Raw genomic sequence first — 26,284 nt, 5'->3', positions numbered from 1 at the left:
GATGACCGAATTCGTGCCTGACCAGAACGCCCTCGCCCGCCTCGGCGAACAGGTGCGCGCGCGGCTGGCGGACAATCCGGCAGTCTACCGGGTGCCCGCTGAGCCAGTTGAGCTGTTCGCAGTCGGCGACTTCCTCAGCGCGGACGAATGCACCCGACTGTGCGCGATGATCGACGCGGTTGCGCGGCCCTCGGCGCTGCATGAGCTGGACTACGCGAGCGGGTTTCGCACCTCGTATTCGGGCGATCTCGAGCCGCACGATCCCTTCGTTGCCGCCATCTCGCAGCGGATCGATGCGCTGCTCGGCGTCAAGGCTGCGATTGGCGAGCCGGTTCAGGGCCAGCGCTATCAGCCGGGCCAGCAGTTCAAGCCGCATAATGACTGGTTTTACGTGACCGAAGGCTATTGGCCGCAGGAAGAGGCGCGCGGCGGGCAGCGGTCGTGGACGGCGATGGCCTATCTCAATGCGGTCGAGGCTGGCGGGGCGACAGCCTTCACCGCCCTCGGCATCCAGATCGAACCCAAGCCGGGCGTGCTCCTGCTGTGGAACAATGCCCTGCCCGATGGCCACCCGAATGAGGCAACGCTTCATGCCGGGTTGCCGGTGGAGAGCGGCGCGAAATACGTCATCACCAAGTGGTATCGCACCCGCGCGTGGCGGTAGGAAACCCTCCGGCGCGCTCAATCCTTCGGTGAGGCTTCGGCGGCTTCCTTACGCTCGGCGTGCGCCGCTTGCGCCAGTTTCTCCACCCGGTGCGCCAGCCGCAGGATTTCCAGCTGGGTGCGCAGGTTCACTTCGTAGTCGTGGCGCGCGTTGATGCGGTCCTTTCGCGCCTGCCGGTTCTGGCTCATCAGGATGATCGGCGCCTGCACCGCAGCCAGCATCGACAGCATCAGGTTGAGGAAGATGAAGGGATAGGCATCGAACGGCCCCAACCCCAGCAATTTCAGCGCGCCGCTGTTGAGCACCACCCATACCATCAGCACCACGCCGAAGCCGATGATGAAGCGCCAGCTTCCCCCGATCTCGGCTACGCGGTCAGCCAGACGGTCGCCGCGGGTTTCGTGCCCTTGCGCCAATTCATCGGCATCGCGGCCCGTGAAGCTGCCGGAGGCGACCCGCCTCAACACGCGCTGCTCGTCCGCCTCCAGATCGTCGAACTCGCGGCCCAGAAGGTCGCGCGCGAGCTGGTGCGGATCGGCGTCGCGGATCATGCTTTCGCCAGCGCCTCGGCAATCAGCGTGCGGGTCGGCGCGATGCCGTAGAGCGCGATGAAGCTGCCCATGCGCGGGCCTTGTTCCGAACCGAGCAGGGTTTCGTAGAGCGCCTTGAACCAATCCCGCAGGCTTTCGAAACCGAATTCCTCGATCTTGCCGATCTCATAGACGATGGTCTGCAAATCCTCCGCGCTGGTGGCCGGATCAGCCTCGGCCAGCGCCGCGTCGAGCGCGTGCAAAGCCCCCACTTCGCCGCCCACCGGGGCACGCTTGACCAGCGTCGGGGCAACGAAATCGCGGTTATAGGCGAGCGCCTTGCCCACCAGCCCATCCAGCGCCGGGTGCGCCGCCGGATCGGCACCCTCGACGTAATTGCCAAGGTAAGACCACACCGCCTCCCGCGTCGCGCCCGCGCCGAGCACGCCCACGAGGTTCAAGAGCAGGCTGAACGGCACCGGCAGTGTATCGCCCGCGCCGGGCGCTTCCGCACCCGCGAAAGACTGGTTGGCGCGCAGCAGGTGCCACACCGGGTTGCCCAGCTGCTTGTCGATTTCCTGCCCCGGCAAGGCGCTGCGGAACTGCCAGTAATCGTCCACCGCCTTGGGGATCACACCGGCGTGCAATTGCTTGGCGCTCTTAGGATTGGCGAAGATGTAATGGCCGAGGCTCTCCTCGCTGCCATATTGCAGCCATTCCTCGATCGAGAGGCCATTGCCCTTGGACTTGGAGATCTTCTCGCCCTTGCCGTCCAGGAACAGCTCGTAGATCAGGCCTTCGGGCTTGGTGCCGCCGAGCACGCGGGCGATCTTGCCCGACTGGATGCCGCTGTCGGTCAGGTCCTTGCCGTACATTTCGTAATCGACGCCGAGCGCGACCCAGCGCATCGCCCAGTCGACCTTCCACTGGCACTTGGCCATCCCGCCCAATGCCGATTGTTCTACGGTGGAGCCGTCCTCGTCGGTGAAGCGGATGATCCCGGCGGCAGCGTCCACGACTTCGATGGGCACCTGAAGCACCGCGCCGGTAGTCGGCGAAATCGGCATGACGGGGGAATAGGTCTGACGCCGTTCCTCGCCCAGCGTGGGCAGCATGATATCAAGGATCGCGCCGAAATTGGCGAGCACGCCCTTCAGCGCCTCATCGAACTTGCCGCCATTGTAGCAATCGGACGAACTGACGAATTCATATTCGAACCCGAAGCGATCGAGGAAGTCGCGCAGCATCGCGTTGTTGTGCGCGGCAAAGCTTTCGAACTTTTCGAACGGATCAGGGATGCGCGACAGCGGCTTGCCGAGATGTTCGGTCAGCATGGCACGGTTCGGCACATTGTCTGGCACCTTGCGCAACCCGTCCATATCGTCCGAGAACGCGACCAGCCGCGTTGCAGCGCCGCCCGTCAGCGCCTCATAGGCGCGCCGCACCAGCGTGGTGCGCAGCACTTCCTGAAACGTCCCGATGTGCGGCAGGCCCGAGGGTCCATAGCCGGTCTCGAACAGCACGCCGCCGGGCTTGCCATCCGGAAAGCGCTTGGCGAGGCGCTGCGCCTCCTGAAACGGCCAGGCCTTGGAGGTTTGCGCTGCGGCGATGAGGGCTTCACGAGTGATGGTCATAGTGTGGCGGCTATTAGGCATGGCGCACCCGCTTGCAAGCGCGAAGGCAGCGGCGAAGTTGACAAAGTTGACAGCGTGTCAAGCAGGCATTCGCACATTTTCATTATATTTTTCCGTGTCTTGTGGTCGCAAACCGAAATTGACACTTGGCCCGGGACCGGGGGGGCTCCCCCCGTGCAGGGCGGAACGACAATGGGCTTACCTCCGCAGGGCGCTGTAGGACAGCTACTTGCCGTATGGCGCAGGAATGGCGGGCACAGCGGCACGCCTGTGCGTTTACAAGCCAAGCGCGCTCGCCCATCGTGCGCCGCGTGACTTTGCCCGATCCCCTGCCCCTTCCCGCGCTCCACGCCAGCCACGGCGGCCACTGGCTGCGTGCAGCCGACGGGCGCACCAACGCCGTGTCGAAGGGCGATGCGATCATGGCCGCCGCCGATACGCCGGTGCTGATGCTCAACGCACCGTTGGTGGCGAGCCGATTGGGCTATCCCGACCTGTCCGGCCTCGATCTGCTGGAAGCCTTTGCCTTCATCCACCCCGCCCGCTTCTGCGTGCCGACTCCGCGCGGGCTGGCCGAGGCGCTGGGCCTACCGGTGCCGGAAAACGACGCAGCCGTGCCGGAAATGCTCCAGCTTGCCGCTGGCGCGTTGATTGCGGCGTGCCAAGACCCCGAATGGTTCGAGCGCGAAGGGGCGTGGAGCGCGGTGCAATCGCTAGAGCGCCTGCGCTGGCCGTGGGCGCAGGTGCTCAGGCCGCATATCGCCAAGCCGGAACGCGCCGAACGCTGGTTGTTCGCCAAGCTGCCCGAATGGGAGGAAGCGGGTGAGCGCCCTGCCCCCCGCCAGGTCGAACTCGCCGCGCCTGCGGTAGAGGCGCAACTGGCGCGGCTGACAGGTGACGGCGCCGAACAGCGCGAAGGCCAGCGCGCCTATGCCAAGGATGCCGCGCGCATCTTTGCCCCGCGCGTCCGCGAAGGCCGCCCGCATCTCGGGCTGGCGCAGGCGGGCACCGGGATCGGCAAGACGCTGGGCTATCTCGCGCCCGCCTCGCTCTGGGCCGAACAATCAGGCGGCACGGTGTGGGTCTCGACCTTCACCAAGAACCTGCAACGCCAGCTGCGCGCGGAGAGCCGCCGGGCGTGGCCGGCCAAGCGTGCGGACGGATCGCCGCCGGTGGTGGTGCGCAAGGGGCGGGAGAATTACCTCTGCCTGCTCAATCTGGAGGACGCGCTGCAAGGCGGGTTCGCGGGCCGGGCGGCGATCCTTGCGCAGCTGGTGGCGCGCTGGGGCGCCTTCACCCGCGATGGGGACATGGTGGGCGGCGATCTACCGGGCTGGCTCGGCACCTTGTTCCGCAAGCGGGGCATCGCCGCGCTCACCGACCAGCGCGGCGAGTGCATCTATGCGGGCTGCCCGCATTACCGGAAGTGCTTCATCGAGCGCGCAGCGCGGGATAGCGCGCAGGCTGATCTGGTGATCGCCAATCACGCATTGGTGATGGTCAACGCCGCCCGCGCCCGCGACCCCAACCAGCGCCCGACGCGGCTGATCTTCGACGAAGGCCACCACGTGTTTGACGCGGCGGACTCGACCTTCGCGGCCACGCTGAGCGGGCAGGAAACGATTGAACTGCGCCGCTGGATCATCGGCCCCGAACGGGAGGCGCGCGGGCGCAGGCGCGGTCTTGCCGCGCGGCTCGCCGATATTGCCAGCTATGACGAGGCCGGGGCCGAAGCCATCGCCGCCGCGTGCAAGGCCGGGCAATTGCTCCCGAGCGAAGGCTGGCTGCAACGCCTCGCCGAAAATGCGCCCTTCGGCCCGGTCGAAGCCCTGCTCGCCGCCGTGCGCACCGCCACCTATGCCCGCGACGAAAGCGGCGGGATTGACGCAGGCTACGGGATCGAGACCGAGGCGGCGGGCCTGCCCGGCGAAGTGATCGAGGCCGCCAGCAATGCCGCCGAAGCGCTCGCCAGCATCCGGGTGCCGCTGATCCGGCTGGGCGGGCGGCTGGAGGCAATTCTGGCCGAACCGCCCGACTGGCTCGACGCGCAAGGCCGCGCGCGGATCGAAGGCGCGCGCTTTGCGCTGGCGTGGCGGATTGATCTGCTTGCTGCATGGGAAGCCCTTCTCGCGCGACTTGGCGGGCCGGCTGACCCCGATTTCGTCGACTGGCTGGCGGTTGATCGCTCCGATGCGCGCGAGTTCGATGTCGCGATTCACCGCCGCTGGCTCGATCCGATGAAGCCCTTCGCGCGCGTGGTGCTTGAACCGGCCCACGGCGTGCTGCTGACCAGTGCGACCCTGACCGACCGGACACCAAGCGATGACGTCTGGGCCAGCGCGATCCAGCGTTCAGGCGCGGCCCATGTCGAAAGCACGCCGCTGCTGTCCGCCGCCGAAAGCCCGTTCGACTACGCGACCCGCGCCGAAGTTCTGATCGTCACCGACGTTGCCAAGGGCGATTTGCCCGCGCTGGCAGGCGCCTATGCCCGGATCATCGAGGCGTCAGGCGGCGGCGTGCTGGGCCTGTTCACCGCCATCCGCCGGTTGCGCGCGGTGCATGGCCGTATTGCCGACCGCTTGGCCCGCGCAGGTCTCCCTGTCTATGCCCAGCACGTCGACCCGATCGACACCGGCACGCTGGTCGATATCTTCCGCGACGATCCCCGCGCCAGCCTGATCGGCACCGACGCCCTGCGGGACGGGGTGGACGTGCCGGGACACTCGCTGCGCTGCGTGGTGCTGGAACAGGTGCCGTGGCCCCGGCCCGATATCCTCCACAAGGCGCGCAGACTGGCGGGCGGCGGCTCGGCCTATGACGACCGCATCATCCGCGCCAAGCTCGCGCAGGCCTTCGGACGGTTGATCCGCAGCAAGGATGATGCAGGGCACTTCATTGTGCTGTCCCCCGCCTTCCCTTCACGGTTGTTGTCAGCTTTCCCTCCCGGCACCCCGGTGCTGCGCGTCACGCTCGATCAGGCTTTACAACGCCTCGCCGCTGGTGTTGTGGGCAATCCTACGTCCCTTGCGCAAGGTGCCCTGCTGCCATGAAGATCCTCGGCCTTCTGCGCCACGCCAAGTCCGACTGGGACGACACCGCCCAGCGCGATTTCGACCGTGGGTTGAACGCGCGCGGACGCAAGGGCGCGGAACTGATCGGCAAGCATATTCGCGACCACGGGGTGAAGTGGGACCGGGTGATCGCGAGCCCCGCCGTACGGGTGAAGCTGACGCTGGAAGGTGCGCTGCCCGATGTGCCGGTGATCTATGACCAGCGGCTCTACCTCGCCAGCTTCGACACCATCGTCGAGACGATCGAGGCCCATGCCGGCAGCGGCGATGACGAGGCGAAAGCGATCCTCATTTCCGGGCACAATCCGGGCTTGCAGGACGTGCTGCTGGAACTGGTCGCGCCGGGCAAGGAGAACGCGCTGTTCAAGGAAGCGGTCGTGAAATTCCCAACCGCCGCCTACGCCGTGCTCGAATGCGATATCGAACACTGGGCCGATCTGAAGCGCTACTGCGCCGAACTGGTCCACTTCGCCCGGCCGCGCGATCTCGACGCGGAACTGGGGCCGGAGAGCTAGCTCACCGGCACCAGGTTATCGTCCGAATCCCGGTCGATGTAGAAGTTGTACGGGTCAATCCCGGCAAAGGTCGGCTTGCCCTTCGTCACCACCTCGATCACCTGTTTGCCGCTGCGGATCGGATAGCGCTTCATCGACAGCACGTTGGCCTTGGCGAAAGCGCCGGTTCCGGGCCGGTCGGTGAACACGCCGACTTCGATGCTTTCCGCCAGCCGCGCGGGGCGTTCGTTGCCCTTGCCATCGGCGGTAAACTTGGCCGCTTCGATGGTGATGCGGGTGCGGTAGGTGAGATCGGGCAGCTGGGCCGTCACCGCCTCCTTCGCCTTGAAATCATAGATCGTGATCTTTTCGAACAGGTCGGTGATCAGCGCCTGATCTTCGGGCGTCTTGGCCTCCTTGCGCAGTTCGGCGATCAGATCGAGACTGCGGGCATAGGGTGCTGGCTTGAACTTGTAGCGCGCCACCAGCCGCGCCAGCGCGCGGTTCACCGCATCCTCACCCAACCGGTGCTGGAGCAGATACATCGCGACGCTGCCCTTGCGGTAGTGGATGTGCTGCTGGTTCTCGACCCGGATCATCGGCTGTTCGTCCAGCACATCGCCCTTGCGGCCTGCAAGGTACTGATCAAGCTCGAACTTGAGGAAGCGGCGGATCTTGTCCTCGCCATAGAGCTGCTTCATCACCATCAGCGCGGAATATTGCGCCAGCGTTTCCGACAGCAGGGTCGATCCCTGCATGTCCCCGCCCACCACCTGATGCGCCCAGTACTGGTGGCCGAATTCATGCGCGGTGACGTAGGAGACATAGTCGATCGTCTCGGGATCGCGCACGTCGGCGGCAAAGCCGATGCTTTCCGAGTACGGCATCGTTCCGGCAAAGGCCTGCGCAAAGCTCTGGTAGCCGGGGAACTCGATGATCCGCGCGTAGCCGAACTGGTAGGGACCGAAATTGCGCTCGAAATAGCCGAGCGAGGTCTGCATCGCCTTGAGCATCGCGGGCACGTTCCACGCGTGCTTGGGATCGTGGTAGACGCTCAGTATCACCGGCCCTGCCTGCTGCTCGGCCACGGCATAGCGCGCTGATTGCACCGAGAAGAAGTTCAGGATCGGTGCCGGGCTCTGGAACACCGCGATACGGCGGCCGCCCTTCACTTCGTCCGAAATCTTGTTGCCCGGCGCGATCGGCACCTGATCGGCCACCGAGCTGATGGTGATGCGCGAATTGACCCAGTCCGAGTGGACGTAGTTTTCGCCCTGCGCCTTTACGTCCTCCAGCTTGGCCATCCGCAGCTCGTCCGGCAGGCCCTGACGGCGGCGCGCGGTGCGATCTTGCAACAGGCCGCGCTGGTCCATGCCGATCACAGGGGCAAACACCGAATTGTTCACGAAGGTGCCATTGTCGACGATATCGGTCGCAGCCCCGCTATTGGCAAAGCCGCGCCGCCACACCCGCGAGGTGAAATCAAGCCGCGTGGTCGCGCCCGGCGCCAGCGGGGTATCGAAGCGGTAGACACGGTGGAAGTGGCGCTTGTCATGGGTCGCCAGCTTGGCGCCTGCGATGTCGAGGCGACTGTATTCGACCGCATCGTCACCCTGACGGATATGCATTTCCGTGATCGGCACGCCGCTGTCGTTGCGCAGGTCATAATGGCCGGTCACATCTAACCGCCGCTCAGCCGGGTCGATCGCGACGTCGAACACCACATCGGTCACCACCGGACGCGGGAGTGCGGCGAACTTCAGGTACTTGCGTTCGTACTCCGCCATGCGCGCTTCGGCTTCGTCGGAGGTCTCGTAGGAATTGAGCTCCTTGATGTTATGATGGATCACAAGACCGGTGCCGATCATGCCAGCGACCGCCGCGACCGCGATCCCGCCTGAGGCAAGGCTGATGCGCTGCCCGATGCCCTTGAGGCGGGGCATCACCGCGACCACGGTGCCGCGCGGCCAGGCCCAGTGCGCGAACACCAGCAGCAGGACGCCAAAGCAGCCCCAATAGGCGCGCGAAATCAGCCCGCCGACCCAAAAGCCGCCGGTGCCGTTCATGTCGGAGAGCGGTTCACCCGGTCCACCGCCGAACATGTAGAGCATGTTGGTATAGCCGAGGTTGGACAGGAAGATGCGGCTGACGAACCACACCAGAAACAGCCCCCAGCCGATATACTTGTTGGGGCTGAGCACCTGGAAAAACACCGCGAGAACCGCGATCAGCAGCACGTCGATGCTCTGCGGCAGGACGTAGGCGGACAGGTACAGCCCCCCATCGATGCTTGGCGCGCCTTTGATCAGCTGATAGCCGATGCCCGTCGCCATGCCGACCAGCGACATCGCCAGCAGCACCAGAAAGATCGCGAGGATTTTCGGCACGAACATCGCCCAGGCCGGAACCGGGGTCGCATCGACGATCTCGCCGATCTTCACATCACGTTCGCGCCACACCAGCTCGCCGCCATAGAACACCGCGACGATCAGGGTGAACAGGCTCATGCTGCCGATCACCGTGGTGATGATATCGGCAGTGAGCGGATAGGACGGCGTGCCGAAGGTGGTCTGGCCGAAGGCAAGATTGATCGCGCTAAAGCCCAGACCGATCAGCAGCAGCACAATCAGGCCGGGGCTTTTAGCCACCAACAGCACTTCGGACTTCAGACGCACCCAGAAGCTCTGCATGGCATGGTCGGCCCCAAAGCTGCGCTGCACCGGCGCGGTCAGCACGCGCGGCGTCACTTCACCGGCTTTGGCAGCCTTGGCAGCCTGCTTGGCCAGCCGCCGCTGGCGCCAGCGCGAGGGCGCACGCTCGGTCATGCTGAACCGCGCCCACGCAAAGCCGAGGAACAGCGCAGACAGGCCAAGAATGAAGACACGGTTGAACAGCAGATTGCCTTCCAGCGGCATCAGGCGCGTATTCATCTCCGCAGCCGTCCAGTAGCGCGAGAGCTCACCGATCGCGCCCATGCCCAGCGGTTCGTACCGGGCAATTGCATCCTGATAGCTGGGATCGGCCGACAGGATCACACTGATGACGAGGTAACCCATCACCAGCACCAGCACGCCGATATAGCTCGCCAGCATCGAGCGGGTGATGGTCGCAAGGCTGAACAACAGCGCCGATGACAAGATGATGTTGGGAACGGCGATGACGAGGAAGGGCCACGCATATGTCGCAAAGCCGCCCGGCCCCACCGTCTCCGGATCGACCCACGGCATGGCCGTACCTAGCGCAATGCCCAGCGGCACCGCCATGTAGCCAATGATCGCGATCACCAGCCCGCCAAGGAAACGTCCGGCCAGAAACTGCGTGCGCCCCACAGGCGTCGCGCGGATCATCGGGCCAAAGCCGGTCGCGTCGTCGCGCACGACGGCATTGGCAACAAACGAGGTGATGACGAACAGGTAGAAGGTCGCCAGTAGCCCCAGCGCAAACACAACCGCATAGGGCGAGTTTTCGTGCACCGACCCGGGCGTGCCGAAGCTGACATTTTCGCTTGCGGCAAAGCCGAAGCCGATCAGCAGGAAGATCAGCGCCGAAACCCAGAACACCGGGTTCTTAAGCTGATAACGGATTTCGAACGCAGCAATGCTGGCGGTGAGCATATCGAGCGCCCCTTATGCAGCTTGCGTGGCGGGAGCGCGGCGGTTTTCGGCCAGCGTGGCGAAGTACACGTCTTCCAGCCCGCCCGACACGGGCGCAAAACCCTCCGGCTGATTATCGCTGAGCACGTGCACCACGATGTCGCCCGCAAAGAAGCGGTGCGAGATGACCTCGTATTGCGCCTGCATCTCGGCAAGCTGCGTGTGCGGCACGGTTTTCTGCCACACGCGCCCCTGCGTGCGGGCGATCAGATCGTGCGGGGCGCCTTCCAGTCGCAGCTTGCCGCCCGCCAGCACCGCCATGCGCGGGCACAGATCGGCGACGTCATCGACAATGTGGGTCGACAGGATCACCACCACGTTCTCGCCAATCCCGGCGAGCAGGTTGAGGAAGCGGTTGCGCTCTTCGGGATCGAGGCCAGCGGTGGGTTCATCAACGATGATCAGCTCCGGCTGCCCGATCAGCGCCTGCGCAATGCCGAAGCGCTGGCGCATCCCGCCCGAAAAGCCTGCAATCGCCTTGCCGCGCACGTTCCACAGGTTGGTCTGATTGAGCAGGTGCTCGACCATCGCCTTGCGTTCGCCCGCGTTGTTCACACCCTTCAGCACCGCCATATGATCGAGCATCTGATAAGCCGATACACGCGGGTAAACGCCGAAATCCTGCGGCAGATAGCCGAGCGTGCGGCGCAGCCGGTCAGGCTCGGCCAGCACGTCAATATCGCCGAAGCGGATCGTGCCTTGCGTGGGCGCCTGTAGCGTCGCGATGGTGCGCATCAGGGTCGATTTGCCCGCACCATTGGGGCCGAGCAGCCCGAACATCCCCTTGGGGATTGTCAGCGTCACATCATCCAGTGCGTGCGTACCATTGGGATAGACGTGGCTGACGCTGCTGAGTTCGAGCATTTTAGTCCCCTGAATTTTGGCCCATTTGCACACTAGCACCAAGCCACCGCCATAACAGCCATGTTGGTGGAGCGCGCTGTGTGATTGATCGACGCGATTGCCGTTCGTCGGACGCGGTTGACCGTCTGGAGCGTGCCTGCGCGGTCAGCCGAGCAATTTGCGCGGGCCCGGGCCTTGCTCGGCCAGCTGATCCTCGGGGTTCCAGATCGCGCAATGCGTCAGGCTGAGGCAGCCGCAACCGATGCAGCCGTCCAGCCGGTCGCGGGTGCGGGTGAGTTCAGCGATGCGTTCATCCAGCCGCGCGCGGATCGCGGCGCTGATAGCCTCCCAATCGCGTGTGGTCGGGGTGCGGCCTTGCGGCAGCTTGGCCAATTCCGCCTCGATCTCGGTCAGCGACAGGCCAAGCCGCTGGGCGATGAGGATGAAACTGAGGCGGCGGATATCCGACCGCAGGAAGCGCCGCTGATTGCCACCCGACCGCACCGGCTCGATCAGTCGCTTGTCCTCGTAGAAGCGGATCGCCGAAACCGACAGGCCCGTTCGGCGGGCAATCTCGCCGATGGAGAGGAGGTCGGATGGCTTGAGACGGGTGGGCATGGAGGAGTGTTCCGATATAGCTTGACCTCAAGTTAAGTTGAGATTGCAGACTGGGCAAGGTGATTGATTCGCCCCCATCTCGGTGGGTGTTTCATCGACTGGAACGAAAGGACTCACGATGCCCAAAGGCTATCTCGAACACATCAACATCACTGTCAGCGACATCGAACGCAGCGCCGCCCTGCTGCGCGACCTGATGGGCTGGCACGACCGCTGGCGCGGACCTTCGCAGCTGGGCGGCGAAACGATCCATGTCGGCGGGGAAGCTGATTACATTGCGGTTTACACCAAGGGCGCTCCGGTCGATCGCTTCGCCAAGGGGATGCCGCTGAACCATGTCGGGCTTGTGGTCGATGATCTCGACGCGGCCGAAGCGGTGGTCAAGGCCGCCGGGCTGGAGCCCTTCAACCATGCCGATTACGAGCCCGGCCGCAGGTTCTATTTCTTCGATTGGGACGGGATCGAATTCGAGATGGTGAGCTACACTTAAAGCAATCCGGGCTGACTGGCCGCACCCCTGACCCACGGATCAGGCGTCCGGTCGGTCACCAGCGGCCCCTCCCACGCCCGGCACAGCGCCAGCGCCTCGTCCGGGGTGCCGCCCGTCCACATTGCGTGATCGCCCGGAGCAAGCAGCACCGGCATCCGGGTGTGGACGGCGGCGGCGTCCGAGCCTTCGCTGTCCGTCATGACCATCGCATAGCACGCGCCCCACTCCTCGCTCTGCCGCCACACCCCGGCAGCGGCTAGGAGCGGAGCATCAGGCTGTGACAGCCACGTGCGCGTCATCCGGCCCTTGGCGCCTTCCGCCTCGGCCCATGCGGTCAGCGGGATGAGGCAGCGGCGTTCCTCGAAGGCGTGCCGCCAGAAGAAAGTACCGAGCTTGTCGGTGCGTGCATTGTTGACCGGCTTGGGCTTGAGCAACTGACCCTTCGCGCCCTTGAGCACCAGCGGGAAGCCCCATGTCATGGGCCTGACCGCTCCGTCAGCCACGACGAGGCCCGGATAGCCGGGATAGACCTCCTCGGCAAAGTTCGCGCCCTCGGCTGCTGCCACCGCATCAAACCACGCGGCGACTTCGCTCACGGGCTTGGTCATGCGGTAGAGGTTGCACATCGCGCGATCAGGCCCCCGCGTTGCCGACCACAAAGCACGCCGCCGCCATCAGCGCCCCGGCCCAGCGGTTCGACCGGAACCGGGCGAGCGGGTTCTCGGGATCATCCGCGTCGAGCGTCGCCACCTGCCAAGCGAGATGCCCCGCCACCGGCACCAGCGCCAGCAGCACCAGCGCATCGGGACGATAAAGCCAGAAGCCCAAGCCCCACAGACCCACAGCGCCCGCATAGAATGCCGCCACGCCGCCCGTCACCCGCGCGCCCATCGCCAGCGCGGATGAGCGGATGCCGACCATCGCGTCATCCTCGCGGTCTTGCAGGGCATAGATCGTGTCGTACCCGATCACCCAAGCAATGCACCCGGCATAGACCGCCGCCAGCGCGGGCCAATTGTCGAACCTGAGCTCGGTCCAGCCGACCAGCAGGCCCCAGTTGAACACCATCCCCAGCCACGCCTGCGGCCACCAGGTGATGCGCTTCATGAAGGGATAAGCCACAACCAGCGCGAGGCTGCCGAGCGCGACCAACTGCGCCTCCCAGCGCAGTTGGAGGAGCACGGTCAGGCCGACGAGGCACAGCGCCAGCAGCCAGCCCCACGCGACGCGCTTCGAAACCCGCCCGCTCGCCACTGGACGCAAGGCCGTCCGCGCGACCTGCGCGTCGAGATCAGCATCAACGATGTCGTTATAGACGCACCCCGCCCCGCGCATGGCGATGCTCCCCAGCAGCATCCAGCCAAGCAACACCGGCTGCGCGCCCGCTCCCGCCAGCCATACCCCGAAAACGCAGGGCCAGAACAGCAGCCACCAGCCAATCGGCCGATCAAACCGCGCCAGCAACGCCAGATCGCGCAGGCGTTGCGGCAGGCGGGCGACGAGGCCGCCCGAAAGACTGTTGCGCTCGCTATCGGGGACAATCTGTTCGGTCATGCGCGCGCCTCGTCTGCCCGCGCCGCACGCCAACCGATGATCGCCAGCACCAGCATCGTCACGTTCCCCGCAAAGTCGAGCATCCCGATCGAAGTCAGCACCGGCACTTCGTAATGGAACCAGTAGTTGAAGCCGAAGAACGGCAGCAGCAGCACGGCGAAGACGGCAAAACTGCGGGCGCTCCAACGGGTCACCAGCGCCATCAACCCGAACAATACTGCCTGCGATCCGAAGCAGGCGATGGTAAAGCGGTTGATGAAGCTGGTGTCCCTATAGGGTTGGGTGAAGGCGAGCTCGATCACGCTCGCGGGGGCGAACAGCGCCCAGCCTCCCAGTATCAGGAAGACGGCAGCGATGAGGAACTGTGCGGTGCGTGCGGACATGACTTGCTCACTAGCGGGCGCTGCGCCTAGTGCAAAGCCATGCCTGCAACCCCCGCTTGGCCTCCGAAAAGCGCCCCGCGCCTGTTTGTCGCCGGACCTCTGGCGGCAGGCGCGGCTGTGCGGATCGAGGGTAACCCGGCGCATTACCTCGCCCGCGTGATGCGGGTAGCGCCCGGCGACGCCGTGATCCTGTGCGACGACATGACGGGGGAATGGGCCGCGCGCGTGGCGGATGCGTGCAAGCGCGATGTGCTGCTCGACGTCGTGGAGAAGTTGCGGGAGCGCGAGGCTGTGCCGGATCTGTGGCTCTGCCCCGCCCTGCTGAAGAAGGACCGCTTCGACCTCATCCTCGAAAAGGCGACCGAACTGGGCGCCGCGCGTATCCAGCCGCTCATCACCCGGCGCTGCGTGGCAGATAAGCTCAACCTAGAACGCGCCCTCGCGATCACCACCGAAGCCGCCGAACAATGCGCCCGCACCGCGCTGCCGCAGCTGGCTGATCCGGTGAAGCTCGACACACTGCTGGCAAGCTGGCCGGAAGGCCGCGCGCTATTCTTCGCCGACGAGAAAGGCGGCGCGCCTGCCGCCGAGGCCTTCGCCGCCCATACCGGCCCCGCCGCGATCCTCACCGGCCCCGAAGGCGGCTTCGACGAGGCCGAGCGCGCCGCGATCCGGGCGCACCCTGCCGCCCGCCCCATCACCCTCGGCCCGCGCATCCTGCGGGGCGAGACCGCCGCCATCGCCGCGCTCGCGGCATGGATGGCCACCGCCGGGGATTGGTAGCGCCGCCCGCGCGCCCATCACTTTACGGCAAGACAATTCGGCTTCACCCCGCCAAACGCGAATTTGCCTTCCCACCGGCAAACCAGTTTTCTAAAGCAACCGGCCAGAGAGGGCCTCATTCCATGAGCACACGCGAAGCTTCCACTGCCGACGATCCGGTGATCGAAAGCCTCGACCAACTCGTCACACCGATGCTGAAGGGCGAAAAACCGCCCGAGCGCTGGCGCATCGGCACCGAGCACGAAAAGCTGGTTTACAAGCATTCGGACAAGCGCGCGCCGTCGTACGACGAGCCTTGCGGCATCCGCGATCTCTTGGGCGGGCTTGAGAAGTTCGGCTGGGAACCCGTTGAAGAAGGCGGAAACGTCATCGCCCTGAAAGGCGAAGATGGCGCGGTCAGCCTTGAACCGGCAGGACAGCTCGAATTGTCGGGCGCGCCGCTCGAAAACCTGCACCAGACCTGCGCGGAAACCGGGCGGCACTTGGCGCAGGTCAAGGAAGTCGGCGAGAAATGCGGGGTCGGCTATCTCGGCCTTGGCATGTGGCCGGACAAGACCCGCGCCGAACTGCCGATCATGCCCAAGGGCCGCTACGATATCATGCTGCGCCACATGCCGCGCGTCGGCAGCATGGGCCTCGACATGATGCTGCGCACCTGCACCATTCAGGTGAACCTCGATTACCAGTCCGAAGCCGACATGGTGAAGAAGTTCCGCGTCGGCCTTGCGCTGCAACCACTGGCGACCGCGCTGTTCGCCAATTCGCCCTTCACCGAAGGCAAGCCCAACGGGTTCCTGTCCTACCGATCGCACATCTGGTCGGACACCGATCCGCACCGCACCGGGATGCTGCCCTTCGTGTTCGAGGAGGGCTTCGGTTATGAGCGCTGGGCCAAGTATATGCTTGATGTGCCGATGTATTTCGTCTTCCGCGACGGGAAGTATATCGACGCAGCGGGCCTGTCTTTCCGCGATTTCCTCGATGGCAAGCTCAGCGTGCTCCCCGGCGAGCGCCCGACGCAGAGCGACTGGTGGGATCACCTTTCGACTGCCTTCCCGGAGGTGCGGCTGAAGAGCTTCCTCGAAATGCGTGGCGCGGATGGCGGGCCGTGGAGCCGGATTTGCGCCCTGCCCGCTTTCTGGGTCGGGTTGCTGTATGATCAGGGCGCGCTCGATGCAGCGTGGGATCTGGTCAAGGGCTGGACGATGGAGGAGCGCGAACGGCTCCGGAGCGAAGTGCCGCGTCTCGCGCTTGCCACCCGCTCGCCCGATGGCGGCACCTTGCAGGATCTGGGGCGCGAGGTGCTCAAGATCGCGCATTCAGGCCTGAAAGCCCGGGCACGGCTGAACGCGTCTGGCGACAACGAAACCGGCTACCTCGAAACGCTCGACGAGATCGTCGCCAGCGGCAAGGTTCCGGCCCAGCGCCTGCTCGATGCCTATAATGGCGAGTGGAACGGGGACATCTCCCGCGTCTATGAACAGTCGTTCTGAGGGAGAGTGACACTATGCTGATCGTGCTGGCCAAGGCCAAGGTGGGCGAAGGCGCAATGGAACCGGCGCGGGCGGCGATTGCCGATATGGTCGCGGCTTCCAATGCTGAGGCCGGGTGCATCGCCTATGCGTTCACGCAGGACGTGCTCGACCCTTCGGTGCTGCACATCGTCGAGAAGTGGGTGGACGACGCTGCCCTCGCCGCGCATTTCGCGACGCCGCACATGGCGGCCTTCGGCGCCGCGATCAGCGGGCTCGATTTTCAGGTGGTCGAAGCGCTCAAATTCCACGCCGATGACGGCGCACCGGTGATGTGATCCTACTCCGCCGGGAAGGGATGCGTCTCTTCACGGCGGGGTGCCGGGCTACCGGTGAGCATCCGCTTCAGACGCGCGAGCGGCGCGGTGATCATGCCGTGCTGCTCCATCCACGCGTGATAATCGCGATACTTGGGGTCTTCGGCGAGAAGGTGCGCCTCTTCGGTCTGAGCCCGCCAATAGTAGATGCCGTTGACGACCAGCAGGAACACCGAGTTGCGGATGGCATCCGCTAGCGATCCGTTGGTCACCAGAAACGGCAGGACCGAGGCCCACCAGAACAGGTTCTTCGACAGATAGGCCGGGTGGCGGGTGAAACGATACGGCCCGTGGGTCAGCACGCCGCGATAGGTGAGGTTCGAAAAGCGGATGCCGAACACCACCGTCGCCCAAGCGTAAATGCCAGTCAGCAATAGCAGAACGCCGCCCCACGCCCACAGCAGCGCATCATTCCCGGCAAACCAGTGCGCCCAGCCTGGGGTGGCGAATTCATAGCTCAGGATCTGGTCGTTCGGTCCGATAATCCCCCACACGAAGGGCGGATAGCACAGCAGCGCCGCCAGCCAGCCTGCGAGGAACGGGTTGCCCGAACGGATATGCGAATCCAGCGGGCGCAGCGTCAAAAGGTAACCGACCGTGCCGATCTGGACGTCGATCACGAACAACAGCGTGACCAGCAGCATCACGAATTCGACAGGATTGGCAATGAGTTGCGCCGGACTGCTCTCGACAATCTGAGCAAAGCCGGGCGGCAGGATCGAGATCATGAAGGCGCCGAAAAAGCCCTTGATCGCCCAGGCCCGCCAGTGCTTGGCGATGGTGCCGCTGTCCCATTGCTCACGCCCGATCACTCCCCCTCCGAGCACGAAAGCACCGAACTGGAAGGTCGCATCGCGCGGCTCGACCAGATAGCGGTCGATCCAGATCACATAAGGAACTGAGAGGATTACGAGCGGCAGGATGGCGATGGTCAGCACCTCCATCGCGAACAGATAACTGCCCGACCAGTACCACCGCGCCAACGCATAGAACGCTGCGAGCAACGCCCAAGTCGCCCACAATCCGCACAGCTTCACTACCGACACCGGCAGCACTTCGGCGATGGGGCGGGCGAGTTTCCAGTCGATCCCGGTTGAGGGGCGCAGGTGGACCTTGTCGATCAGCACCGACCACAGGGCCATCGGCACCGCCGTAAACAGCATCGCGGCGAGCGCGGCGTAGGGGCCGGAGAGCACGCCCCGCTCCCCCGACAAACCGCCGCCCAGACCCAGCACGCCGGCGATTTCAGGGTAGGATCGGCAGAAGGCGATCCATACAAACAGCCCCGCCAGCCCGGCAAATCCGACGCCGGTCGAAACGTCGCTTTCGGGGCGGCGCAACGGCGGCGCTGTGCGCGATGTTGGAACGGGCGAGAACGGCGCGGTCATGACCGCTCTGCCCTACAGCCTATTGGTTAACAGCTCGGCAAAACGCGCCCGAAACCGGGTCAAAAAGGCATATGCCGCGACCAATGGCGGGTCAAACAGGGGTCAACCGGGGGCAAACGCCCCTCCGCGGAAAAACCCCTGTTGGAACCTACTTCCAGGCGTGGATCGTGCCCGCGTCATCCATCAGGTAGAGCATCCCGTCAGCCACCAGCGGCGGCAGGCTGACCGGCTGGCCGATATCGGCAAACAGCGAGGCCGAGCCTTCGCCCGCGCTGACCTTCCACATCTCGCCGCGCGAGCTTGCGACCCACAGGTGGCCGCCTGCCAGCACCGGGCCGGTCCAGAAAATCGGGCCTTTCTTGTCTTCCTCGTCCTTGTAGCGCTGCAACTGCGTGATCCAGCGCACGCGGCCCGAAGACCGAGAGATGGCGAGCAGGCGCGCGTCATCGGTGAGCGTGAAGATCCACTCACCAGCAATCGCCGGGGTCGAAATGCCCGCAAGGTTCAATTCCCAGATGCGCTGGCCGGTGACCAGTTCGTAGGCGGCCATGCGACCGCCCTGCCCGAGCGCATAGACCCGGCCGGAATCGATGATCGGATCGGCGTCGATATCGGTGATGGAGCCGACCGTGGTCGAGATATTGGTGCGCGCCAACGCGTCCGACCACAGGGTACGTCCGTTCTCGTAGCGATAGGCCGACAGCTCTCCGCTCGAATAGCCGGCGACGATCGTGCCCTGCCCGGCAGCAGGCGCGGCCACGCCGAACACGCCCGACTGGGTGTTCGAACCCGATTCGTCCCACATCAGCGAACCATCGTTGATGTTGAGCGAGATGATCTGGTTGTCCTGCGTCATCACGAACAGCTGGCCGAAGGCAATCGTCGGCGATCCGCGCATCGGACCTGCGGGCTTGATCTTCCAGATCACTTCGCCGGTCTCAGCGTTGACGGCCTTCACATCGCCCACACCGTTGGTGGCGTAGAGCTTGCCCGCTTCGTAGCTGACCCCGCCGCCGAAGGCGGACGGTACCTGATCCTTGGTCATGTCATCTTCGCCGCGGGTCCACAGCTTGGCGCCGGTGGCCTTGTCGAAGGCGACAATCACGCCGTCTGTGCCTTCGGCAAACAGCTTGCCGCTGCCCACCACCGGGGCTGAGGCAAGGCGCATCCGGTTGGTCGAGCCAGCGACGGTGGCGGTCCACACCTTGGTGGGATTTTCCGACAGAGCGAGGTGGCCGTAGGACTTGCTCGCCGCGCCGCCGGTCTGACCCCATTCGGGGTTGGTGCGCTGCGGCGGCAGGACGACTGAGATCCCAGCCAGCGCCGGATCGACCTCGGCCCCGCTTTCGATCCGCGAAAGGATCGGCATACGGTTGCCAATCGTCGGCGTGGTCTTTTCATCCCCGCCGCCGAACAGCCCGCCCTTGCAGCCGGTCAGGCTTGCGGCGGCGAGGCCAGCCAGCAGGGCAGCGCGTGCAAATTTCATATCCGTCATTCCCGTCCGTCCTAAACTTCGAGCTTTATTCGGCCGCAGCAGCGTTCCCGGCGTTAGCCTCTGCGGGCTCAAGGGCGTCATCGGTGACCCCTTCGTCCTTGAGCAGCTTCTTCACATCAACCACCGCATCCACGCCCATCAGGCCCGCCATCTGGCGCGCGCGGCTGCGCAGCGTTTCGGGCAGGTCTTCATCCTTCGCGATCGCGGCGAACAGCTTGCCCGCCTCGGCCCGGTTGCCAGCTTCGAGATGGGCCATCGCCACCAGCTCCGCGGCCGAACCGAAATAGGCGCTGCCCGGCTTGGCGAGCGGCGACAGCTGGGCGATCACATCCGCCGGCTTCATCCGGTCAAAATTGAGGCTGACGTCGCGCACGCGGGCCAGATCGCGCAGCGCCGGGGGCGCTTCGGCGTCGGCAGCGATTTCCTTGAACAGGCCGGTCGCCTTGTCGTTATTGCCTTCTTCCAGCGCCGCAGCCGCTTGCAGGAACCGCGCCGCCGCGCGCGCACCGGGCGCAGAGCCATCGGCCAGCAGCGGAGCGACCTTTTCAGACGCGGTCTTGAAATCGCGCTTGTCCAGGTAATCAAGCGCGGAGATCAGCGTTTCGGACTGCTCCTCCAGCGCCTTTTCGGAGTAGTGATCCCAGATCAGATAGCCGCCCAGTCCCGCCAGGCCGAGCAGGATCACGCCCAAAACCTTGATCCCGTGATCGCGCATGAAGGTGTACAGCGCATCTTCGCGCACAGCTTCATCGATCTCGCGGATCAGAACTTCGTCCTCGCGCGAGGGGGTAGCGGGGACCGGGGTCGTGGTAGGCGTGCGCGCCATGGGGGCCTCGTAATCCTGATCAGTGACATGCGCCGCGCGTGGCGGCCGGAAGCGCGCTCTTTAGGCAGGTGAGGCCCTGCACGCAATGGTAGGCCTTGGGGTAGCAGCAGGGCGACGCGGGGAATGGCTCACGCGAATTGAACGGGGGATGAAGCGCCTCGGTTTCAAAATTCGCGCTGCATCGCGCTGGCGTAGACCGCGGTATAGCGCCCGAGCATGGCGGCAAGATCAAACTCGGCCTGCGCGCGGGTCTGGTTGGCGGCGCCCAGACTTGCGCGCAGGGCTCCGTCTGAAGCCAGTTGCACCAGTGCTGCGGAGAGCGCGGGCGTATCCTGCGGCGGCGTGATGAAGGCGCGGTTCGGCTCGGCCAGGATCGCGGCAATATCGCCGACATCGGGCGCGGCCACGGGCAGCCCCGCCGCCATCGCTTCGACAACCGAGAGCGGGAATTGTTCGGAGGCGGAAGACAGCGCGAAGATATCGAACAGACCGACCACGCGGGCCGGATCGACCGCGCCGGGCAGGTGCACGCGGTCCGCCATGCCATGACGGTCGGCTGCGGCAAGGATCGCGGCGCGCTCCGGCCCCTCCCCGCAGATCACCAGATGCCATGCGGGCGGGAGCGCGGCGCAGGCCTCGACCAGCGTGGGGAGCTGCTTGACAGGGCGCAGGCCCGCCAGCGTGCCGACCCAGCGCTGGCCTTCGGGCTTGGGCATGGGGAGCGCAGCCGGATCAGGCGCGGCGGCGAAGGCAGCGGTGTCGATCCCGTTGGCGATGCGGTGAACACGCCGTGCGGGCTGGCCCCACACTTCGCGCGCAGTCGCCTCCAGCCCGGTCGAAGGCACGATCACGGCCTCCGCCCCGCCCAGCGCCGCCCGGCGATAGAGATTGCGCGTGGGTTTGAGCCGCTCGGCCTCGTCCTCGTTGAAGCCGTCCTCGTGATGCACCAGCGGCGGCAGATCGAAGGCGCGCGCAAACACCCGGTGCGCCATCACCGCATCCATCGCGCCCCAGTTATAGGTGCAGACGAGATCGAACCCTCGCATCGCCCGCGCCAGACGCGCTAGCCGTCCGGGGGTGGGCTTGCCTTTCAGCGAGGGGAAGTCTTGCGGATAATCCACCGGCACGCCCCGATCGATCAGCGCGGCGGCGGCCATCGCCTCCGGCTCGGCGGAGATAATGGTGTGGTGGAGGCGCGGCCCCCACGCGTTCATCAGCCGGGCGCAGCGCACTTCCTTGCCGCCGGCACTGAAGGTCGAATGAAGGTGCAGGATCCGGGGAACACCCCCGGAGGTCTGGCTCACCCCACCCCGTCCAGCAGGTCGAGGATCGCGGCGCGCACCTCGGGCTCGTCCAGCGTCGGCGCATGGCCCACGCGCGGGACGGTGATCGTCCGCATCGCCGGATTGCGCACACCCATCTGCGTGACCGTGTCGGCGCTAAGCAGATCGGACAGACCGCCTCGCACCAGCAGCATCGGCACATCGCGCAAGGCCTCGAAGGCAAGCCACAGGTTGGCCGGCGCCGCATTGCCCGGTTTGGCGAAGGGTTCGGCAATCGCCATGTCGTAGTCGAAGCTGATCCGCCCGTTCTGGGTCACCACCATCGTCCGCTTTGCCATTTCGAGCCACTGGTCGATGTCGTAATCGGGAAAGGCCGCACCATGCGCTTCGGCAATGCCGCGCGCGGCATGGACCCAGGTGGGGTAGCTGCGGCCCTGCCCGACATAGCCCGAAATGCGCGCCAGCCCCTCGGCATCGACCACCGGGCCGATGTCATTCATCACCACCGCCGCCATGCGGCCGGGCGCGCCATGCGCCATCAGCATCGTCATCAACCCGCCCATCGAGGTGCCGATCGCCACGAAACGGGTGATGCCCTGCTCGGCCAGCAGCTTTTCCACATCCGCGACATAGGTGACGGGCGAATAGGTGTCCGAATCCGGCGCGTAGTCGCTTGCTCCGCGCCCGCGCATCTCGGTCACGATCACCCGGCGGGTGGCGGACAGCGCCTCGGCAAGCCCAGCAAAATCGCGGGCGTTGCGGGTGAGGCCGTGCATGCACAATACCGGGCACAGGGTGCTCCCCTCTGGGCCGGGATAGTTGCGGTAATGCAGGTTCAATCCATCGCTGCTGGTCCAGAAGCGATCTTCGTATGTGGCGGCCATGACCGGCGATATTCCCTTTGGTCCAAGTGGCGCGCGGCTTGCGCTGCGCTACGCTTGTCCCCACTATCGCGGGATGAGCGAGCCTGTGCAACACCCGCCTGAAAATCACCCCTCCGCAATCTATCAGGGAGATCCTGCGATCCTGACCCTAGCGGACTGGCTCGGCGACGCGGTGGCCCCCGCCGACTTCCCTGAGACGCGGCTGCGCTGGCGCAATGACCGGGCGGCGGCGAGCGTCGGGCTGGCGGGCCTTTCGAACGCGGATTGGGCCGCGCATTTCGGGCGCTTCCAACCCTTGCCGGATAACCTCCCCCACCCGCTGGCGCTGCGCTATCACGGGCACCAGTTTCGGGTGTACAACCCCGAGATCGGCGACGGACGCGGGTTCCTGTTTGCGCAGCTGCGCGATGATCGGGGCCGGTTGATGGACCTCGGCACCAAGGGTTCGGGCACCACTCCGTGGAGCCGTGCAGGCGACGGGCGGTTGACGCTGAAGGGCGCGGTGCGGGAAATTTTGGCGACGGAGATGCTCGAAGCGCTTGGCGTCCATACCTCCAGAACCTTCAGCGTGATCGAGACGGGCGAGCGGCTGTGGCGCGGGGACGAGCCTTCGCCCACGCGGTCTGCGGTGCTGGTGCGCCTGTCGCACTCGCACATCCGCATCGGCACCTTCCAGCGGCTGCTGGCGCTAGAGCAGGCGGACGAGATGGCGGCGCTGATCGACTATTGCCTCACCCACTTCCCCGGCCCGCCTCCGCCCGAGGATGCGCCCGCGCGCGATGAACCCGCGATCCGGCTGATGCACAATGTGGTCGAGCGCATGGCCGATCTGGCCGCCAGCTACATGGTCGCAGGCTTTGTCCACGGCGTGCTCAACACCGATAACATGAACGTCACCGGCGAAAGCTTCGACTACGGCCCGTGGCGCTGGTTGCCCGAATGGGAGCCGGACTTCACCGCCGCCTATTTCGACCACGCGGGCCTATATTCCTTCGGCCGCCAGCCCGAGGCGCTGCATTGGAACTGCGGGCAGCTGGCGGTCGCGCTCCGGCTCCATGCCGAGACCGCGCCGCTGGTCGCCGCGCTCGAACGGTTCGGGCCGCTCTATATGGCGGCGGTGGCGCGGCGGTGGTGCTGGCGGCTGGGCGTTGTGCCGCAGGGGCTTGAGGCCGACACGCAATTGGTCGCTGCCTGCGAAGCGGCGATGCGCGACAGCAAGGCGCAGCCCGATGCCTTCTTCTTCGACCATCGCTGCGGACGCGGGCCTGCGACAGGTGCCGTGGCCGACGCGCTGGCAGGTTACGAGCCGGTCCATGGCACCCACCCCTATTGGAGCGACTCCGCCCCGCAATCCATGCTGATCGAAGAGGTCGAGGCGATCTGGGCCGCCATCGCCGAGGGTGACGACTGGGCCCCGCTCACCGCTAAAGTCGCCGCGCTGCGCCGCATGGGCGCCGCCCACGGCGCTGCGCCCTTACCTGCCGGCCATGGATAGCCAACGTCGCCCCCTATCTTTTCGGCCCCAGCCGCGATAGGGCGCAAGGTGACTGCGGGGGCAAGACAAACAGGCGGATAGCGGCACAATGAACGGCAACGTGACCGACAATATCCTTATCTCGACCGAACCGGCCAGCGGCGAGGAATTATGGCGCGGGCCGATCAGCGATGTCGACGCGGCGGTCAGCACCGCGCGCCGCGCCTGGGCCGCTTGGGCTGCCCGCGCGCTGACCGACCGGATCGCGGTGATGCGCACCTTCTCCAATATCGTGAAGCGTGACAACGAAGAGCTCGCCACCCTGATCGCGCGCGAGGCGGGCAAGCCGCTGTGGGAAGCCCGCAGCGAAGTCGATGCGGTCGTGAACAAGGTCGATATCGCCGTGCAGGCCTATGCCGAACGCACCGGCAAGAAGAAGTTCGATTCCGGGATCAATGGCAGCGCCGCCGTCCGCCACAAGCCGCACGGGGTGATGGCGGTGCTCGGCCCCTATAACTTCCCCGCGCACCTGCCCAATGGCCACATCGTCCCGGCACTGATCGCGGGCAATGCAGTGCTGTTCAAGCCTTCGGAAAAGACTCCCGCTGTGGGCGAGGCGCTGGTGTCCGCATTCCACCGCGCAGGCGTGCCCGAAGACGTGATCCAGCTCGTCATCGGCGGGCCGGAGGAAGGCAAGGCGCTGGTTGCCCATCCGGGGATCGACGGGGTGCTATTCACCGGATCAGCCCAGGCCGGGATCGCGATCAACCGCAAGCTCGCCAGCAATCCGGGCAAGATCGTCGCGCTGGAAATGGGTGGCAACAATCCGATCGTGGTGATCGACACGCCCAAGCTGGCCGATGCCGCCGCGCTGATCCTCCAGAGCGCTTTCACCAGCGCCGGGCAGCGCTGTACCGCCGCACGGCGATTGATCGTGAAGGAGAGCATCTACGACGATCTGATGGCCGAATTGGTGCCGATGGCGCGCAAGCTGATGGTGGGCGATCCGCTGGGCGAACCGCAGCCCTTCATGGGACCGGTGATCGATAACGAGACCGCCGATCGCCTGTCCGAAAGCTTCGTCGCGCTGATCACCGCCGGGGGCCGCGCGCTGCTGCATATGCGCCGCAGCGTGCCTGACCTGCCGTTCCTCAGCCCCGGCATCATCGATGTCACCGACATTCCCGACCGGCCCGATATCGAGCTGTTCGGCCCCCTGCTGCAAGTGATCCGCGTCCCCGATTTCGACACGGCCATTGCCGAGGCAAACAACACCCGCTTTGGTCTGTCGGCGTCACTGATTGGTGGCAGTCCCGAGGATTACGGGCGGTTCTGGGCCAATATCCGCGCCGGGATCATCAACTGGAATTCGCCCACCAACGGCGCGTCGTCCAAGGCTCCGTTCGGCGGGATCGGCTTGTCCGGGAATCACCGCCCAGCGGCCTATTACGCCGCCGATTACTGCGCCTATCCGGTCGCCAGCACCGAGATGGACCAGCCGCGCACTACGATCATGGTGGGCCTGCGCCCCTAATCCTCACGGCGCGCGGTAGATCAACAGGACCCCGGTGAGGCCATTGGCGGCGGCGCGGATGTGGACCAACAGCGTCTCCCCGCCCGCGCCGGTGGCGGCGATGATGTCCTCCGGCTCGGCATAGCGCAGCACTCTGAGGCCACCGCGCAGGGCCTCGGTGTAGTGATATTGCAGCATATCCTCGCGCGGGGCGACACTATGATAGCGGATGATGCGCAGCCCGCACTTATCCCCATCGGCCCCGCCCGCCTGCATCACCATAGCGCTCGGCGGGATCGCGGCGACTGGCGGCAAGTCGGCGGCGAGCGCGAAGTCCTCGATCAGCTGGCTCTCGCACACTGCCGGAGCGCCCACTGCGGCAAGCAAATCGGCGGCGCTGGTCAGTGGACCCAACACCTTTCCGCTCGCACCTTGCGAGGGCGGCGGCAGTTCGGGGATCGATCCGCGCTCCAGCAGGTCAAGCCGCAGCGCCTCACGCGCCTTGCTCGCCGCTTCGGGGCTAGCGGTGATGACCGGGAGCGCGCCCGAATCGACAAAGCCGATCGCGGCATTGGCCTCATTCCGGCTGGCGAGATCAGGATCGCTCATCAACGGATCGTGCAGTGCACGGGCGATCACCGGGTCGCTTGCGATCAGCGCCGCATCATTGGCGACCTCTTCCGCCGGGTCCGCGCAAGCGGCGGCCATCAGGCACATCAAGGGGACAAGCTTTCGGAGCATCGGCTCGCTGTGCCACGGGATGGTTAATTTGCGCCTTACCCGGACATGAAAGCGCCCCCGGAGTCCGAAGACTCCGAAGGCGCTTTCCACGAAGGCGAGGTTGCCCGCGCGCTG

The 26,284-nt window shown here is 65.6% G+C and carries 23 protein-coding genes; 9 read left to right on the top strand and 14 right to left on the bottom strand.

The genetic code is table 11. From position 1 onward, the window contains the following. Position 1: 1 nt before the first annotated feature. Positions 2-664 (top strand): prolyl hydroxylase family protein, encoded by a 663-nt coding sequence (locus tag GRI59_RS07450; RefSeq protein ID WP_160760603.1) that lies wholly within the window; start codon positions 2-4, stop codon positions 662-664. Between the two features lie 17 nt (positions 665-681). Here GRI59_RS07450 and GRI59_RS07445 read toward each other — a convergent pair whose 3' ends face one another. After that, positions 682-1,215: a DUF1003 domain-containing protein gene (locus tag GRI59_RS07445; protein WP_160760602.1), complete on the bottom strand. Its 534-nt coding sequence runs from the start codon at positions 1,213-1,215 to the stop codon at positions 682-684. Then, positions 1,212-2,828, bottom strand: a complete 1,617-nt coding sequence (locus tag GRI59_RS07440) for a lysine--tRNA ligase (protein ID WP_183363628.1) — start codon at positions 2,826-2,828, stop codon at positions 1,212-1,214. Before GRI59_RS07440 ends, GRI59_RS07445 begins: the two co-directional genes overlap by 4 nt. A 236-nt stretch (positions 2,829-3,064) precedes the next feature. Between GRI59_RS07440 and GRI59_RS07435 the strand changes: the two genes are divergently transcribed. Beyond that, positions 3,065-5,878, top strand: coding sequence for an ATP-dependent DNA helicase (locus tag GRI59_RS07435; RefSeq protein ID WP_419866795.1), 2,814 nt, complete (start codon positions 3,065-3,067; stop codon positions 5,876-5,878). Continuing rightward, positions 5,875-6,414: a SixA phosphatase family protein gene (locus GRI59_RS07430; RefSeq protein ID WP_160760601.1), complete on the top strand. Its 540-nt coding sequence runs from the start codon at positions 5,875-5,877 to the stop codon at positions 6,412-6,414. Before GRI59_RS07435 ends, GRI59_RS07430 begins: the two co-directional genes overlap by 4 nt. On the opposite strand, the gene GRI59_RS07425 is transcribed toward GRI59_RS07430, so the two are convergent. From GRI59_RS07425 to soxR, 3 genes are all read right to left on the bottom strand, one after another. Then, a complete protein-coding gene (locus GRI59_RS07425; RefSeq protein WP_160760600.1) occupies positions 6,411-10,007 on the bottom strand; it encodes an ABC transporter permease/M1 family aminopeptidase in 3,597 nt (1,198 codons plus the stop codon). The genes GRI59_RS07430 and GRI59_RS07425 overlap by 4 nt on opposite strands. Before the next feature lie 12 nt (positions 10,008-10,019). Beyond that, complete coding sequence (locus GRI59_RS07420; protein ID WP_160760599.1) at positions 10,020-10,910, bottom strand: ABC transporter ATP-binding protein; 891 nt, start codon at positions 10,908-10,910, stop codon at positions 10,020-10,022. Between the two features lie 144 nt (positions 10,911-11,054). Continuing rightward, entirely contained in the window at positions 11,055-11,507 is a 453-nt protein-coding gene (gene soxR, locus GRI59_RS07415) for a redox-sensitive transcriptional activator SoxR (protein WP_160760598.1), read from the bottom strand. A 118-nt stretch (positions 11,508-11,625) separates the two neighbouring features. Here soxR and GRI59_RS07410 point away from each other — a divergent pair, with 118 nt between their 5' ends. Further along, positions 11,626-11,997 (top strand): VOC family protein, encoded by a 372-nt coding sequence (locus GRI59_RS07410; RefSeq protein ID WP_160760597.1) that lies wholly within the window; start codon positions 11,626-11,628, stop codon positions 11,995-11,997. Here GRI59_RS07410 and GRI59_RS07405 read toward each other — a convergent pair. Genes GRI59_RS07405 through GRI59_RS07395 form a run of 3 tightly spaced genes read right to left on the bottom strand, consistent with a single transcriptional unit; the run spans position 11,994 to position 13,934 of the window. Next, positions 11,994-12,623 carry an SOS response-associated peptidase family protein gene (locus tag GRI59_RS07405; protein WP_160760596.1) on the bottom strand — a complete coding sequence of 210 codons (630 nt, stop codon included), beginning with the start codon at positions 12,621-12,623 and terminating at the stop codon, positions 11,994-11,996. The genes GRI59_RS07410 and GRI59_RS07405 overlap by 4 nt on opposite strands. 7 nt (positions 12,624-12,630) lie before the next feature. Continuing rightward, positions 12,631-13,551, bottom strand: coding sequence for a 4-hydroxybenzoate octaprenyltransferase (ubiA, locus tag GRI59_RS07400; protein WP_160760595.1), 921 nt, complete (start codon positions 13,549-13,551; stop codon positions 12,631-12,633). Continuing rightward, on the bottom strand, positions 13,548-13,934 hold the full coding sequence (locus tag GRI59_RS07395) for a hypothetical protein (RefSeq protein ID WP_160760594.1): 387 nt from the start codon (positions 13,932-13,934) through the stop codon (positions 13,548-13,550). Before GRI59_RS07395 ends, ubiA begins: the two co-directional genes overlap by 4 nt. 39 nt (positions 13,935-13,973) lie before the next feature. Here GRI59_RS07395 and GRI59_RS07390 point away from each other — a divergent pair, with 39 nt between their 5' ends. The 3 genes from GRI59_RS07390 (at position 13,974) to GRI59_RS07380 (ending at position 16,527) form a co-directional block, all read left to right on the top strand. Then, positions 13,974-14,717: a 16S rRNA (uracil(1498)-N(3))-methyltransferase gene (locus GRI59_RS07390; RefSeq protein WP_160760593.1), complete on the top strand. Its 744-nt coding sequence runs from the start codon at positions 13,974-13,976 to the stop codon at positions 14,715-14,717. Between the two features lie 122 nt (positions 14,718-14,839). Next, the gene (locus tag GRI59_RS07385; RefSeq protein WP_160760592.1) at positions 14,840-16,210 is read left to right on the top strand and encodes a glutamate--cysteine ligase; all 1,371 of its coding nucleotides are present in this window, start codon (positions 14,840-14,842) and stop codon (positions 16,208-16,210) included. Positions 16,211-16,224: 14 nt separating this feature from the next. Then, positions 16,225-16,527 (top strand): putative quinol monooxygenase, encoded by a 303-nt coding sequence (locus GRI59_RS07380; protein WP_160760591.1) that lies wholly within the window; start codon positions 16,225-16,227, stop codon positions 16,525-16,527. A 2-nt stretch (positions 16,528-16,529) separates the two neighbouring features. Here GRI59_RS07380 and GRI59_RS07375 read toward each other — a convergent pair whose 3' ends face one another. From GRI59_RS07375 to GRI59_RS07355, 5 genes are all read right to left on the bottom strand, one after another. Continuing rightward, entirely contained in the window at positions 16,530-17,954 is a 1,425-nt protein-coding gene (locus tag GRI59_RS07375) for a methyltransferase family protein (protein WP_160760590.1), read from the bottom strand. A gap of 148 nt (positions 17,955-18,102) precedes the next feature. Next, positions 18,103-19,440: a PQQ-like beta-propeller repeat protein gene (locus tag GRI59_RS07370; RefSeq protein ID WP_160760589.1), complete on the bottom strand. Its 1,338-nt coding sequence runs from the start codon at positions 19,438-19,440 to the stop codon at positions 18,103-18,105. 34 nt (positions 19,441-19,474) lie between these two features. Further along, complete coding sequence (locus GRI59_RS07365; RefSeq protein WP_160760588.1) at positions 19,475-20,275, bottom strand: tetratricopeptide repeat protein; 801 nt, start codon at positions 20,273-20,275, stop codon at positions 19,475-19,477. Between the two features lie 164 nt (positions 20,276-20,439). Beyond that, positions 20,440-21,579, bottom strand: a complete 1,140-nt coding sequence (locus tag GRI59_RS07360; RefSeq protein WP_160760587.1) for a glycosyltransferase — start codon at positions 21,577-21,579, stop codon at positions 20,440-20,442. Further along, positions 21,576-22,442, bottom strand: coding sequence for an alpha/beta fold hydrolase (locus tag GRI59_RS07355; protein WP_160760586.1), 867 nt, complete (start codon positions 22,440-22,442; stop codon positions 21,576-21,578). Before GRI59_RS07355 ends, GRI59_RS07360 begins: the two co-directional genes overlap by 4 nt. A 73-nt stretch (positions 22,443-22,515) precedes the next feature. Here GRI59_RS07355 and GRI59_RS07350 point away from each other — a divergent pair, with 73 nt between their 5' ends. Both GRI59_RS07350 and astD read left to right on the top strand, forming a co-directional pair. Further along, on the top strand, positions 22,516-23,937 hold the full coding sequence (locus GRI59_RS07350; protein WP_160760585.1) for a protein adenylyltransferase SelO family protein: 1,422 nt from the start codon (positions 22,516-22,518) through the stop codon (positions 23,935-23,937). An 88-nt stretch (positions 23,938-24,025) separates the two neighbouring features. Beyond that, positions 24,026-25,450: a succinylglutamate-semialdehyde dehydrogenase gene (astD, locus tag GRI59_RS07345; protein WP_160760584.1), complete on the top strand. Its 1,425-nt coding sequence runs from the start codon at positions 24,026-24,028 to the stop codon at positions 25,448-25,450. A 3-nt stretch (positions 25,451-25,453) separates the two neighbouring features. Here astD and GRI59_RS07340 read toward each other — a convergent pair whose 3' ends face one another. Further along, positions 25,454-26,137: a hypothetical protein gene (locus tag GRI59_RS07340; RefSeq protein WP_160760583.1), complete on the bottom strand. Its 684-nt coding sequence runs from the start codon at positions 26,135-26,137 to the stop codon at positions 25,454-25,456. Positions 26,138-26,284 lie beyond the last annotated feature (147 nt).

Source organism: Erythrobacter ramosus, assembly GCF_009828055.1.
GTDB lineage: Bacteria > Pseudomonadota > Alphaproteobacteria > Sphingomonadales > Sphingomonadaceae > Erythrobacter > Erythrobacter ramosus.
The sequence above is the reverse complement of the archived record's forward strand: the minus strand, read 5'-3'. Positions and strand labels throughout refer to the sequence as shown.

Excerpts from the sequence above, each read along its gene's own strand:
- GRI59_RS07450 (WP_160760603.1), top strand. The coding sequence starts at position 2 with ATGACCGAATTCGTGCCTGACCAGAACGCCCTCGCCCGCCTCGGCGAA.
- GRI59_RS07445 (WP_160760602.1), bottom strand. The coding sequence starts at position 1,215 with ATGATCCGCGACGCCGATCCGCACCAGCTCGCGCGCGACCTTCTGGGC.
- GRI59_RS07440 (WP_183363628.1), bottom strand. The coding sequence starts at position 2,828 with ATGACCATCACTCGTGAAGCCCTCATCGCCGCAGCGCAAACCTCCAAG.
- GRI59_RS07435 (WP_419866795.1), top strand. The coding sequence starts at position 3,065 with ATGGCGCAGGAATGGCGGGCACAGCGGCACGCCTGTGCGTTTACAAGC.
- GRI59_RS07430 (WP_160760601.1), top strand. The coding sequence starts at position 5,875 with ATGAAGATCCTCGGCCTTCTGCGCCACGCCAAGTCCGACTGGGACGAC.
- GRI59_RS07425 (WP_160760600.1), bottom strand. The coding sequence starts at position 10,007 with ATGCTCACCGCCAGCATTGCTGCGTTCGAAATCCGTTATCAGCTTAAG.
- GRI59_RS07420 (WP_160760599.1), bottom strand. The coding sequence starts at position 10,910 with ATGCTCGAACTCAGCAGCGTCAGCCACGTCTATCCCAATGGTACGCAC.
- soxR (WP_160760598.1), bottom strand. The coding sequence starts at position 11,507 with ATGCCCACCCGTCTCAAGCCATCCGACCTCCTCTCCATCGGCGAGATT.
- GRI59_RS07410 (WP_160760597.1), top strand. The coding sequence starts at position 11,626 with ATGCCCAAAGGCTATCTCGAACACATCAACATCACTGTCAGCGACATC.
- GRI59_RS07405 (WP_160760596.1), bottom strand. The coding sequence starts at position 12,623 with ATGTGCAACCTCTACCGCATGACCAAGCCCGTGAGCGAAGTCGCCGCG.
- ubiA (WP_160760595.1), bottom strand. The coding sequence starts at position 13,551 with ATGACCGAACAGATTGTCCCCGATAGCGAGCGCAACAGTCTTTCGGGC.
- GRI59_RS07395 (WP_160760594.1), bottom strand. The coding sequence starts at position 13,934 with ATGTCCGCACGCACCGCACAGTTCCTCATCGCTGCCGTCTTCCTGATA.
- GRI59_RS07390 (WP_160760593.1), top strand. The coding sequence starts at position 13,974 with ATGCCTGCAACCCCCGCTTGGCCTCCGAAAAGCGCCCCGCGCCTGTTT.
- GRI59_RS07385 (WP_160760592.1), top strand. The coding sequence starts at position 14,840 with ATGAGCACACGCGAAGCTTCCACTGCCGACGATCCGGTGATCGAAAGC.
- GRI59_RS07380 (WP_160760591.1), top strand. The coding sequence starts at position 16,225 with ATGCTGATCGTGCTGGCCAAGGCCAAGGTGGGCGAAGGCGCAATGGAA.
- GRI59_RS07375 (WP_160760590.1), bottom strand. The coding sequence starts at position 17,954 with ATGACCGCGCCGTTCTCGCCCGTTCCAACATCGCGCACAGCGCCGCCG.
- GRI59_RS07370 (WP_160760589.1), bottom strand. The coding sequence starts at position 19,440 with ATGAAATTTGCACGCGCTGCCCTGCTGGCTGGCCTCGCCGCCGCAAGC.
- GRI59_RS07365 (WP_160760588.1), bottom strand. The coding sequence starts at position 20,275 with ATGGCGCGCACGCCTACCACGACCCCGGTCCCCGCTACCCCCTCGCGC.
- GRI59_RS07355 (WP_160760586.1), bottom strand. The coding sequence starts at position 22,442 with ATGGCCGCCACATACGAAGATCGCTTCTGGACCAGCAGCGATGGATTG.
- GRI59_RS07350 (WP_160760585.1), top strand. The coding sequence starts at position 22,516 with ATGAGCGAGCCTGTGCAACACCCGCCTGAAAATCACCCCTCCGCAATC.
- astD (WP_160760584.1), top strand. The coding sequence starts at position 24,026 with ATGAACGGCAACGTGACCGACAATATCCTTATCTCGACCGAACCGGCC.
- GRI59_RS07340 (WP_160760583.1), bottom strand. The coding sequence starts at position 26,137 with ATGGCCGCCGCTTGCGCGGACCCGGCGGAAGAGGTCGCCAATGATGCG.